Origin of the sequence: Hornefia porci, from assembly GCF_001940235.1 — a bacterium.
GTDB lineage: Bacteria > Bacillota > Clostridia > Peptostreptococcales > Anaerovoracaceae > Aminicella > Aminicella porci.
The window spans coordinates 2,451,599-2,463,723 of record NZ_MJIE01000001.1; the positions used below are offsets into that span (position 1 = coordinate 2,451,599).

Sequence of the window (12,125 nt, forward strand, 5' to 3'; positions counted from 1 at the left end):
CCTTTCTTATGCTTCGATTTCGATTGCGAGCCCGGATTTGAATTCCACGGTGAAGCGGTCGGCAAAGACGGTGATCTTCTCGATGAGCTTTTTAACCAGAGCTTCATCGAACTCTGTGATGTCTGTTCTCTGTTTGGAGATAAAGTCCTGCAGCTCTTTGATCCGGTTCATGGTCTCTTCCCGGTGGTGGCTGTCGACCTCGGACTGTTCCTTCTGTTCCCTGAGTCTGAGGATTTCGTCAGCGATGGCATCGTAATCCTGTTTGTTGTTTGCCTTCTTGATGAGCTCTTTTTGCAGTTCTTCCAGCCGAGCTTGGATGCCGTCCGGCGAGAGGGTGTCAGCGCTGACTACAGCCTTGGCGATATTGGCTTGCAACTGTTTTAGGAAGGTATCGCTCTCAGTCAGAATCTGATTGATGGCTTTGACCGTGACTTCCTGAAGCAGGAGCTCATTTACTGTCCGGTTGGTGCAGTTCATTTCTGCCGAGCTCGGCTCCAAGCGGCTGATGCAGCGCCAGACGATAGACTTGCAGCCGTGATTGTTCCAGTGGACACGTCGGTAAAGCTCACCGCAGTCACCGCAGAAAATCATCTGGGCAAAACAGTGATTGCAGGAGAAGCCTCGTTTCTTTCCGGTCGGGCTGATGTGAACTGCCCGGCGACGGACAAGCTCGGCCTGCACCTGCATGAAGAGGTCTTTCGGAATGATCGCTTCGTGGTCGCCTTCAACGTAGTATTGAGGTACGGTGCCGTTGTTCTTGATGCGCTTCTTCGTCAGGAAGTCTGTGGTGTAGGTCTTTTGAAGCAGCGCGTCACCCATATACTTCTCGTTTCGGAGAATCTTGTTGATGGTGCTTGTGTGCCATTTTTCTTTTCCTGCGCCGGTTAAAATGCCGTCAGCCATAAGACCGGAAGCAATCTTGTCCATGCTGGAGCCTTCGAGGTATTCCCGGTAGATGCGTTTTACGATCTCGGCCTGTTCCGGATCAATGACAAGGTTGCCGTTCTCATCCTTGGTATAGCCGAGGAAGCGGTTGTGGTTAACCTGAACCTTGCCCTGCTGATAGCGGTATTGAAGGCCGAGCTTTATGTTCTCGCTCATTGATTGGCTTTCCTGCTGAGCAAGGCTCGCCATGATCGTAAGGAGCACCTCGCCTTTGGCATCCAGCGTGTTTATGGATTCCTTCTCGAAATAGACCGGAATGTTCTTGTCCTTGAGCTGCCGGATGTATTGGAGGCAGTCGAGAGTGTTTCGGGCAAATCGGCTGATGGACTTGGTGATGATCATGTCAATGTTTCCGGACATGCACTCGTCAATCATGCGGTTGAACTCGTCACGCTTTTTGGTGTTGGTACCGGATATGCCATCGTCCGCAAATATGCCTGCCAGTTCCCAGTCGGGATTCTTCTGGATGTACTCCGTGTAATGCGTGACCTGCGCCTCATAGCTGGTTTCCTGTTCGTCGGAATCCGTGCTGACGCGGCAATAGGCTGCGACGCGGAGCTTTTTCTGCTCGGATTGTTTTACCGTGTTCCCGACCTGCCTTTTGGCCGGGATGACCATAACATTTCCCATTAGATCGCCTCGCTTTCAATGAGGCTGTACAGATACTCTGCCTGTAGCCTCGGATCTTCGTATTCTTTCTCCGCTTCTGCAAACCAGAAGTGTGTCGGAACCTTTATAGGCTTTGAGCTTTTCAGAAGGTTCAGCCTTCCGAGCTTACCGGCACGTTCCAGACGAATCGCTTCTGCCTTGTCGAAGGTCTCCTGATCGATGATTGCCGGGTAGAAGTCATCGCCGAGGTAGTGCCTGTTTTGCATCAGACGCTTTGCTGAGCTGTGGTAGGCCTCGATACCTGCCTCGATGGCAGCTTTTGACTGTGCCATTCCGGCGAGGTAATTCTCGTATAGGTTCCTGATTTTGGCGGCTTCATCTTCGTTAATCACAGCGCAGCCGTTTTCAATTCTGTATCCGTATGGTGTATGTCCCATGCCCTCACTTCCTTTCCCTGAGCGTTAGACCGCACTTCAGTTCAAACCGGATATCGTTTCTGGAATGAACGATGATGCGTTTTACATATCTGTCAAATAAGTCTTTGTCGAACTCCTGAAGCATGGCGCTCTTTTCTGCGAAATGAATCAGTGCTGTGGTTTCGGTGACTTTGTTTACATCTCCGGAGACTTCATTCTTCAGGGCTTCAATCTCATCCCGGAAGCTGTCCGCCTGAGAAAGCAGTTCGTTTGTTTCCTGACTGTAGAGCACCGGATCAATGATGCCCTGCGTCATGAGCATTGTAAGAGTCTCGCGCTTTTCGGTATTTTGCGCCAGAAGGGTTTGAATCTGCTGAATACGATGAAGAGAATCATCTGGCGATGATGTTTTCAATGATTCTAAGTAAGGCTTCAGGATTTGACGGTGCGAAAAAATCAGCTTGTTCAGCATCGTGGTGAATGACTGCTTCAGCGCATCGTCTCTTACAAAAAGCATGTGGCACCTATCCTTGTCTTTGATATGGGTGTTGCAGCACCACGCGATGTATTTGTGATCGGTGCAGCTATGAATCCGGCGCTTGAAGGTGTCGCCGCACTCACCGCAGATGATCTTGCCGGAGAAAGCATATCGGTTTTGGTATTTATCGGTGCCTTTTGTCACGCCTTTTTCGGAAGCCCGCTGACTTATAAAAATCCTTGCAGCTTCAAAATCCTCACGACTGATGATCGGTTCGTGATGATCCGTGACCATGTATTGCGTCTGCTCACCGTGGTTGTTGTGTCGGACAAATTGTGAATCAGAATAGGTTTTCTGGAAAAGGCAGTCGCCGACGTATTTCTCATTTGAAAGCATGCCGCGTATAGTTGTGGCCGTCCAGCGTCCGCCTCGCTTGGAAGAAACGCCGCGACGGTTCAAGTCATCCGCGATGGCGTGTGTGCCTTTGCCGGAGAGCAGAGCTGCGAAGATTTCTTTTACCACAGCTGCCTGCTCAGGGTTGATTACCATCTGTTCGCCGTCCCAATCATATCCGTAGGGTGGGTAGCTGCATTTGAAGGTTCCGTTTTCGAAGCGTTTCTGAATTGACCACTTGCTGTTTTCTGATATGGAAACAGATTCACTTTCGGCCATGCCGGAGAGGATTGCCAGAAAAAGCTCGCTCTCCATCGAGCCGGTGTTGATGTTCTCCTTCTCGAAGAAGATCGGAATGTTCAGATCAAGCAGATTCCTGACCAGCTCTAAGCAGTCCGTTGTATTTCTGCTGAAGCGGCTGATAGACTTCGTAACAATGAAATCAATCCTACCGGCTTTGCAGTCACCGATGAGCCGCATGAGCTCCGGACGCTTATCTTTCTTAGTACCGGTGATACCCTCGTCGTAGTAGAGGCCTGCGAACTCCCAGTCATCACGGGAAGTGATGTAATTTTCGTAGTGGGTTTTCTGTGCCTCAAGACTTTCAAGCTGTGCATCGGAATCCGTAGAGACGCGGCAGTAGGCGGCTACCCTGACCTTTTTGAGCTTGACCTTCGAGTTCGCTGTTTCCGCGATTTTCGTTACTTTTTTCAAGGGAAGTCCCTCCTTTCCGTACGTCTATACATCACTCTAAAGCGACTACATATCAAGGTATTTCTGGCATTATTTCCGCGAACAAGGGAGAGAAAGTTTCTCGATTGATGGCGGTTAATTTGTTGAATTCAGCCACAGAGATCAGGCCGTCATCGAGCATCTTTTTTGCGATGCCCTGTGCCCGGCGATAGTCAAGATCGCCCTGAATCCGCTCCTGTGTAAAATATTCAGATTGAACATTCTTGTTTTCGTTTGGCATAACTTATCCACCTCCAGTTTCCACTGGAGATTCAGAGCCGATTTGAGCGGAGGATTTTTAACACGCATGAAAAATATTCGTCTCGATTTTCTTTACCAATGATCTTTTCTTATAAATTCATGGTATAATGGTTCAAACGCTTAAACAAAGGAGATGGATTATGAAGGATAAAAACGAGGTAGAACAGCTCGCCGCTGAATTTGAATCCTGTCAGAAGATACTGACCGCTCTTGGAGATGAAGTACGGCAGCATCTGATCCTTCAGATGATGTTACATGGCAAGGACTGCAACGGCATGCGTGTCCCGGAGATCACAGAGCTGACGCACCTGTCGAGACCTGCCGTGTCCCATCACTTACAAATTCTTAAAGATGCAGGGATCGTCAAGGTCAGGAAAGAGGGCACGATGAACTACTATTATTTCGCGTCAGATAATGCGATACAGAGATTGATTGATGCCCTGATCCATGCGAACAGCATCATTCAAGCTCTCCCGGACAGGAGTGGTGAATGATATGGCGGTGATTCATGTTATTCAGACCGGTAGCACACTGGTCTCCTCTGCCGTGCCTGACAGGAGTACGCAGAAAAGTGAGATTGCATATACCGGTCTGTTTCAGAGTAGAAAGAAAAGGATCAAGGTGCCGGTCAAGGCTTTTCTTGTGGAAGTATCCGGACACAGGATACTGATCGACACAGGCTGGAGCGCGGAATGCGCAAGTCATCCTCTGCGGCATCTGGGATTTGGTCTCTGGTTTGCCAGCGAACCGGTCATGACAGAAGAGGAAGCGGTGGATCATCAGCTTGCAAAAATGGGAATGGAGCCTTCGGATATTGACGCAATCCTGCTGACGCATCTGGACTGCGACCATGCCAGCGGGCTGATTCCGCTGAAAGCGGCCAAAGCGATTTATGCCGCCGCAGAGGAACTGGATGAGAAGAACCTGAAAGATGTCCGGTACAACAAGAATTTCTGGAAAGGGATTGACTTTACCGCTTATCCCATGTTGCCGGATGAAAATGCTCCGTTCGGTAAATCCTGCGATTTATATGGTGACGGTACGGTAATAGTTTACTATACGCCATCCCACTCAGCCGGGTCTGTGGCCATCACCGTATCCGATCACGGCAGGTTTGCGCTGTTCACCGGAGACAATGGGTACAACCGCCACTCATGGGAGGATATCGCACTACCGGGGCCGATTTATGATAAGGACAATATGCGAAAGGCTCTGGAATGGGTACAGCAAATGAGCAGGAAAGAAAACTGTGCTGGAATCTATGCTGCGCATGATCCTGAAGTCCCGCAGGGGAAATATGAGATATAGAGGTGTGATGACAATGGAGAAGAAATTGTTCGAGCCCGCAAAGCTCGGAAATCTGACATTAAAGAATCGTCTTGTCCGTTCTGCGCTATATGACGGTGCAGCACGATTGGACGGAGGACTAAAGGACGAAGCCTATACGCTCTACAGCAAACTGGCCAAGGGCGGCGTAGGAATGATCATCGCGGGCTTTACCAGTGTTTCTGATAATGACCGGTATCCCGGCGGTATGCTGCCGCCGAGCCGTGACGAGACAATTCCGCAGTATCAAAAGCTGGTGGATATCGTTCATCGGGAAAACTGCCCGATTATTACACAGCTTGCACTGACTGGATATTATCGGGGAAATACGCAGCTTGACCCTACAGATATGACGCTCGATGAGGTGCATTCGGTGATTCAGATGTTCATTGATGCAGCCCGTCGTGCTAAATGTGCCGGATTTGATGGAGTTCAGATCCATGCGGCGCATTTCCTGTTCCTGAGCCAATTCATTAGTCCTGCTGTCAACAGACGTTCGGACAGCTATGGCGGTTCCACGGAGAATCGGATGCGGATTCTTCTTGAGATCATGACCGGAATCCGGGAAAAGGCACCAAACCTGCATTTGACGGTCAAGATCAACAGCAGCGATTTTGTCAGAAACGGATTGGATGCAGCGGAGAGCCTTGAAATCTGCAAGGCATTGGCAAAGGCGGGGATCGACTCGATTGAGGTCAGCGGCAACAGCCCTTCTGTGCCGCGTATACGCGCAGGCGTCAATGAGGGCTATTTCGCGCCGTTCGCAGCCGCGCTCGCCGAGCAGGTGGATGTTCCTGTGATTGCGGTAGGTGGTTGGCGGAGCAAGGACACGATGGAAGATGTGTTAAAGAATACCAAGATCGAATTTCTGTCACTCTCGCGTCCGTTGCTGCGGGAACCGGATCTGCCAAACAAGCTGCAAAGCGGAGCTTGTACAGTAGCTGAATGCGTTTCCTGCAATGCGTGCTACTCTTTGCAGGGACACTGCGTATATCGAATTCGTGGTAAACGGATATTTTAGGAGGAAAATACCATGACACTGATGGAAGCAATTGAGCAGAGGCATTCGGTACGTCAGTTTGAGGACAAGCTGATCGATGCGGAGACCGCAGCAAAACTGAAGGCTGAAATTGATACGGTCAATCATGATAGTGGTCTGCATATTCAGCTTTTTACCGACGAGTCGGAAGCCTTCAAGGGGAATGAGCCTCATTACGGGCAGTTCTCCGGCTGCAAGAACTATTTCGCTCTTGTCGGTAAGAAAGGAATGGATGAGAAGATCGGATACTACGGACAGCGGCTTGTCCTGTATGCACAGCAACTCGGACTCAACACCTGCTGGGTTGCGCTGACATACAAAAAGGGCAAAGTGGTCGTAGACACCGCCAGCGGTGAGAAGCTTTATATCGTGATCGCACTCGGCTACGGGAAAACACAAGGCGCAGCTCATAAGGTGAAGGAAGAAACTGCCGTAAGCGACATCGCACCTGACAGTCCGGACTGGTACAGGAACGGCGTCAAAGCAGCACTGCTTGCGCCGACAGCTATGAACCAGCAGAAATTCAAGTTCTCCAGAGCCGGAGACAAAGTCAATGCAAAGGCCGGTATGGGCTTTTATACCAAGATTGATCTCGGTATCGTAAAATACAACTTTGAGATCGGTGCCGGAAAAGACAGCTTTAACTGGGCATAAAAAAACAGGGTGCGCTACCATCACAATTGATGATAACGCACCCATTTTTATTTCACTCTGATCTTCCAGCCGGTCAGGATCAGGTTCACATTCTTGATGAGCGTGGGATTGAGCTTCTGGATCGCGGAAACGCTGGTGCCGTACCTCGCAGCAATCCCGGAGAGGGTATCGCCGCTTTTTACGGTGTAGTAGACCGGATCGGCATCCTGCTTTTTCACCAGAGCGTTGACCTTGGCCTGTACGGCAGAATAGTCATATCCGGCAGCGGTGAGGCGCTCCTTGCGGTCGGTACCGTTTCCCCATTTGCCGTCCAGCACTTCCTTGGCAAGCTCGTCCACGGTCTTTGCAGGCGTAGTAGGAGTTGCCGTTGCAGGAGCAGCAGAGCCGGTGCTGTATTTCGGCACGCCATAACCACGGATGTATTTGCCGTTTACCTGCAGCGTGCGCCTGCCGACCGCGTTGCTCTTGTTGCCTTCAATGTCGGTGATGGTGATGCCGGAGATAGCTTCCACGATACCGACGTGATCTGGCCAGCCGGTATTGTCGCCGGAGCCGGAGTCCTGCCAGTCGTAGAAAATCACATCACCCGGAGCCGGAACATAAGCGTCGTTTTCAATCCACTCGCCGAGCTTCTGGAAAAGCTGGATCATCTGACCGCAGCCGCACTCGGTCGGGATAATATCCGTCAGGTCGCACTTGATGGCGACCGCAGAAACGAAGGTGGCGCACCATGCGTCCGTGTAAGTGACCGCATAGCCTCTGGCGAGAGGTTTATGGCTGTTATAGACATCGATGATCTCTTTGTGGCTGCCATCGGATTCCTTCTTCCCAAGCCACGCTCTGGCCTGAGCGACTACCTTGTCGCGCTGGGAGCTTGCTGCAGGAGCAGGCGTGCTGTCCTCAGATGCAGCCTTCGTATAGCCGTTGAATCCGCCATTCTTGATGATAGACGGATAATCCACATAGGCGTAGTCCAGATCCACATTCCCGCTGATGCCGTCCACAGAGCCCTTGGAGGAATACTGCCAGATGCCATAGTCGCCCTTATAGGAACACTTACTGGCATACTGCGCTACCCAGTGGGCGTAGGGCGTGAGCTTTGTATCATCCATCCGCTCTTTGAAACCGGAAACAGCGGAGCCGTAAATGCCGACGAAGTATCCGGCAGCCTCCATAGTCTTGCAGAAAGCAATGGTGGCCTCCGTGATACCGGCCTTAGCAGAGGCGGGCTGTGCCTCGTTATCCATATAGACCGGATATTCCAGCTGCTTGCCCTTCAGGATTTGCAGGAAGCGCTCAGCGTCTGCTTTTCCGGCAGCAGCAGTCACGCAGTCCTTTCCGACAAAGTAATAAGCGCCGATGGGGATACCGGCAGCCTTCGCACCTTTGTAATTTGCTTCCCATTTGCTGTCCGTATAAAAACCGGCATCGGAGCCGCCAGCTTTGATGATGGCAAACTCGATACCGGCCTTTTTGACCTTATTCCAGTCAATGGTTCCCTGCCAATGACTGACGTCGATTCCTTTTCTCGTCATGTTATTTTTCCTCCTCATCGTGACGGTCATGGAGCTGCTCCAAGACCTCCTTTAATTTCTCTGGTACCGGCAGGCCGAGGTGTGCTGCGTTCTCCGTCAGCGACAGACCTTCATTGGACAGGTAGAAGAAGATGATCGCCGTGCGGAGCACTCCCGGATGGTCGAGTACCTGAACATCAATGACGTTTCCGATGCCTACCAGCAGGAAGATCAGCACCTTGCGGCAGATTCCCTTAAAGCCGACCTCGCTTGAGAGCTTTTTGTCTGCGATGGCACACATGATGCCGGTAAGGTAGTCGCAGGTCACAAAGATCACCAGAGCAATCAAGAGTCCGTCACAGCCGCCAAGGAAATAGCCAAGCCAGCCTCCGACAGCGGCAAATACCAGTTGGATCGTGTTCCAGAATTCTTTCATGAGAAAATCCCTCCTTTGTGCAAAATAAAAGCCGCCTGCATTTTGCAGACAGCCTCGTGAACTGTATCCGTGTATAAAGTTATATCTGTTTTGGCAGCGCTTCCCAGAGCCGCATATCTTCCTGTCCCAGCGACCACATGGCAAAGCCTCTCACTCCCCAGCGGTAGGCCGCTTCGTTTGCCCAGTAAACGAGCGAGTCCACATCCTGATAGTAGAGGATGGAAAAGCCGTCTGCGTCTCCGAGAAAGAGCCTTGCTATCCAGATGTCGATATCCTTTGGCGTGATGGTCACCGTATAATCGTTGCCACAGGTCAGGGCAAGCTCATGGGAGTGGTAGAACTCATAATCCAGAGAAATGCTCTCGCTGCGTGTCGCATCCTCCTCGATATCCGAGGTCAGCGTAAACACCTGAAATTCCGTATCCCACGTGGCGTTCGACCGGCTGATCCTGCCATACTGCGTAACTGTGCCGTCCGGGAAGGTAACATCAAAGCGTTCGTATGGCTCGTAAGTCCACGCATCGCCAAGGCGGAGCAGCTCGCAGACCGTCCGGTTATCTGATCGGTATCCGGCATAGCCTCCGGAAAAGCCGCTGACCGTAGCAGTGAAGCGAAGCGTATAGGAAGAACCGGAATAAACACGCACCTTATTCCCACGGATACGCATCTCGACCGTGTACATGGATGGATCGGTACGAAGGTCGGCGTTTGCTGTCCGCTCTATGGTCTGGCTGTAGCTGCCAAGGAGCGTGCTGCCGTTATAAAGCTCCACAGCCTGAGAATCATAATTCAGGCAGCAGAACAGATCCCCGCAGAATACTCCGGCCTTGCCACTTCCTGTCGCAGGAAAAGCCAGCCTTGCCCGCAGGTGAATATCGGAAAAACCATCGTATTGCCATGCGAGCTTTCCGGAGCCGTCAAGCTGGGAGTAAACGCGACTTTCGGAATATTCATCTTCACGCCATACCGTCCAAGAGCCTGAAAGCGTCGTCCAGTAGTTTGTTTGCAGCACACCGTAGTCCCGGAAATCCTCATACCAGATGAGGGCAGAGTCCGGCTTTCGTCTCAGCATTTCGCAGGTGAGTTTGAAAGCTCTATCCGGCTGACACTCATTGCCGTCCACGTCGATAAAGTGGCGTGGAGAGAGCGTAAAGGTCGCAGTGCCTGCGGAGGGAGCCTCCGAAAAGCTGCTGCAAACACGGTAGCCATAAAACTGTACGCCTTTTACATCCACGGATATCACGATGGTGTGCGTACCGGCAGAGAGTGAAATGCTGCTGGCGAGCGTCGTCCAGAAGGTGCTTCTCCAATATGGCCACCAGAGCCTGCTTTCCGTAAAATGCGTCGTGTTGCCGTCAATCGAAACATAGATGCCATTTTTATCCCAGAAGGGATAGCAGAGGCGGATGGCGATGTCGTAGGTTCCGGCGCTTGATACGGAAAAGGTATATGTGGCAGAGCCAGCGTCACCGAGAGTGGCCACACCATTTTCAAAGGATACAATGCCGGAGTAGGAGCTTGTCGTTCCATCCGCATCCACATAAATGGTGCCGAACTCTGTGTGTTGCTCTTTGCTGTAAGCCGTCAGGTAATGCCTCCTGTTATAGGTTCCGTTCATCAGAGGATACTCATAGCTTTTGGCATCTCTGCCTTCCATGAAGTCGTAGACTTGCGGAAGCGCCCAAGGCACCATATCGTAGTCATCCCAATATGCGAGGATCGGGATGAAGGGCTGCGGAGGAGCATCGTCCGTGAAGTTGTATTGCCCGGTCATCCAGTTCTTTGCCGCGTAATAGGTATTTGATGTGCCGCGATAGGTTTTACCGAGGTTTGCAGGAAGGTCATAAATCTGCCAGTTCCAGCCGTATGCAGGAAGGCCGAAGAATATCTTCTCCGGGTTCATGACTGTGACTGCATAGTCGTAAATGCCCTCCAGCCAGTCCCTTGGAGAGACGGCTCCGGGAGCAGAGCCCGCCCATGCCATACCATAGCTCATGATGGCCGCCGTATCGCAGTAAGCGTTGAGATCGCCGTAAACGCACCAGTTTTCACCTCCGACCGAGCCGTTGATGGAATTCATGCCCGGCAGGCAGATGTTCATGAGTTTGCTGCTGTCATAGCCTTTTACTGTGTTATAGATATTCCGAAACATCGCCGTAGAGGCAGCATGCGTGGAATATCCGTCGCCTTTCTCAAGGTCGATGTCGATGCCGTCGCACCACGGGTATTTTTCCATAATGCGGACGATCTCCGAAAGGAAGGTATCCTGAGCGCCGTCGGTGTTATCTCGGAGAGCTGCAAAGATACTGTTCGTGCCATCGTTGGATATCGTCAGCAGCCATTTGATGTGCGGCCATCGGTTGATGTAGGTCAGCATGTTGGAGATGGCCACGCCGCTTTCCGAGATGACACCGGTGCGCGATACCTTAAAAGAAAAGAGACCTACCTGCGAGAGGCGGTCTCCATATGCGGCAAGTGCCTGATACATTCTGGAATTGCCCATGAATGTCCAGACCATGCACTTGCGGCCTTTCAAATAATCATAGCTCACAGGGCATCACCTCCGTCCTGCATTTCCTGAAACTCAACATAGATGCGTGCAGACTTTTTATCTGCCACTGTAATCGGGTGCTTGCTGTCACCGGCAGCGGAATATTGGAAAAAGCCGTCCTTGGATGTTGCAGCACCGTTTTTCAGGCACTCCCTCTTAGAAGCAAAAAGGTCAAATTCATCACCGGCAGCAGCCGCTGCTTTGAAAGTTGCCTTATGAGCACCTTTACCCAGCGCAAGCGATATACTCCCGGCATCCATCGCCTGAATCGGATAGACCTTGTAGTCAAGACCGGCAGCAGTGGTACCGAGATTGAAGATGACACAGGTTGCAGCGGAGCGGACGATGCCGTTATAAAACCTCTTTCCGTCTGTAGCATCATCGCCATCGTATTTTTCCAGAAACGTTTCGGTGTTGATGACAAAGCCTGTGACTTTATCGCCTTCCTGCAGCATCAAGTCGGTAAACCAGACCGAACCGGTGCAATCTATGACGGTGGGCTTTACCGTGATGTTTACGACGCGCTTATCCTGCTTTTTTGTAATTGTCTCTGTAAAGCGTGTAAACTCCGGCATTTATCCGTCCTCCGTCCATTGAATTTCTGATACATGGCCTACCCAGCCGGTGGCGATGGAGCCGCCCTGCAGGAGCATATCTGTTATATATACAGTTCCAGTGCAGTCGGTCACGCATACCCGGATGGTGATCTTTGTGACGCGGCCATACTGAGGAGAGACATCCTGTGCCACGTGTGTAAATGAAGCCATAGAA

Annotated in this window: 13 protein-coding genes; 4 read left to right on the forward strand and 9 right to left on the reverse strand. The window is 51.3% G+C overall.

What is annotated here, in order from left to right:
- Positions 1–6: 6 nt before the first annotated feature.
- From BHK98_RS11305 to BHK98_RS11320, 4 genes are read right to left on the reverse strand one after another with little or no spacing between them, the layout of a single operon-like run.
- Positions 7–1,575, reverse strand: a complete 1,569-nt coding sequence (locus BHK98_RS11305) for a recombinase family protein (protein ID WP_075714311.1) — start codon at positions 1,573–1,575, stop codon at positions 7–9.
- Positions 1,575–1,991 (reverse strand): integrase, encoded by a 417-nt coding sequence (locus tag BHK98_RS11310; RefSeq protein WP_075714313.1) that lies wholly within the window; start codon positions 1,989–1,991, stop codon positions 1,575–1,577. Before BHK98_RS11310 ends, BHK98_RS11305 begins: the two co-directional genes overlap by 1 nt.
- 4 nt (positions 1,992–1,995) lie before the next feature.
- Positions 1,996–3,555 (reverse strand): recombinase family protein, encoded by a 1,560-nt coding sequence (locus tag BHK98_RS11315; protein WP_075714315.1) that lies wholly within the window; start codon positions 3,553–3,555, stop codon positions 1,996–1,998.
- A gap of 52 nt (positions 3,556–3,607) precedes the next feature.
- On the reverse strand, positions 3,608–3,814 hold the full coding sequence (locus BHK98_RS11320; protein WP_075714317.1) for an SHOCT domain-containing protein: 207 nt from the start codon (positions 3,812–3,814) through the stop codon (positions 3,608–3,610).
- Between the two features lie 160 nt (positions 3,815–3,974).
- On the opposite strand from BHK98_RS11320, the gene BHK98_RS11325 reads away from it, so the two are divergent.
- The 4 genes from BHK98_RS11325 to BHK98_RS11340 are packed head-to-tail and all read left to right on the forward strand — an operon-like array spanning position 3,975 to position 6,853.
- The gene (locus BHK98_RS11325; protein WP_075714319.1) at positions 3,975–4,328 is read left to right on the forward strand and encodes an ArsR/SmtB family transcription factor; all 354 of its coding nucleotides are present in this window, start codon (positions 3,975–3,977) and stop codon (positions 4,326–4,328) included.
- Position 4,329: 1 nt separating this feature from the next.
- Positions 4,330–5,142, forward strand: coding sequence for an MBL fold metallo-hydrolase (locus BHK98_RS11330; protein ID WP_075714321.1), 813 nt, complete (start codon positions 4,330–4,332; stop codon positions 5,140–5,142).
- On the forward strand, positions 5,132–6,181 hold the full coding sequence (locus BHK98_RS11335; RefSeq protein WP_206779522.1) for an NADH:flavin oxidoreductase: 1,050 nt from the start codon (positions 5,132–5,134) through the stop codon (positions 6,179–6,181). Before BHK98_RS11330 ends, BHK98_RS11335 begins: the two co-directional genes overlap by 11 nt.
- Before the next feature lie 12 nt (positions 6,182–6,193).
- The gene (locus tag BHK98_RS11340) at positions 6,194–6,853 is read left to right on the forward strand and encodes a nitroreductase family protein (RefSeq protein ID WP_075714323.1); all 660 of its coding nucleotides are present in this window, start codon (positions 6,194–6,196) and stop codon (positions 6,851–6,853) included.
- 47 nt (positions 6,854–6,900) lie between these two features.
- On the opposite strand, the gene BHK98_RS14020 is transcribed toward BHK98_RS11340, so the two are convergent.
- The 5 genes from BHK98_RS14020 to BHK98_RS11365 all read right to left on the reverse strand — a co-directional run bounded on the left by BHK98_RS14020 (position 6,901) and on the right by BHK98_RS11365 (position 12,121).
- On the reverse strand, positions 6,901–8,388 hold the full coding sequence (locus tag BHK98_RS14020; RefSeq protein WP_075714325.1) for a GH25 family lysozyme: 1,488 nt from the start codon (positions 8,386–8,388) through the stop codon (positions 6,901–6,903).
- 1 nt (position 8,389) lies between these two features.
- The gene (locus BHK98_RS11350; RefSeq protein WP_075714327.1) at positions 8,390–8,803 is read right to left on the reverse strand and encodes a phage holin family protein; all 414 of its coding nucleotides are present in this window, start codon (positions 8,801–8,803) and stop codon (positions 8,390–8,392) included.
- Positions 8,804–8,882: 79 nt separating this feature from the next.
- The gene (locus BHK98_RS11355) at positions 8,883–11,354 is read right to left on the reverse strand and encodes a glycosyl hydrolase family 18 protein (protein WP_075714329.1); all 2,472 of its coding nucleotides are present in this window, start codon (positions 11,352–11,354) and stop codon (positions 8,883–8,885) included.
- Positions 11,351–11,929, reverse strand: coding sequence for a hypothetical protein (locus tag BHK98_RS11360; protein ID WP_075714331.1), 579 nt, complete (start codon positions 11,927–11,929; stop codon positions 11,351–11,353). The genes BHK98_RS11355 and BHK98_RS11360 overlap by 4 nt, the downstream gene beginning before the upstream one ends.
- The gene (locus BHK98_RS11365) at positions 11,930–12,121 is read right to left on the reverse strand and encodes a hypothetical protein (RefSeq protein WP_022117855.1); all 192 of its coding nucleotides are present in this window, start codon (positions 12,119–12,121) and stop codon (positions 11,930–11,932) included.
- Between the last annotated feature and the right edge of the window lie 4 nt (positions 12,122–12,125).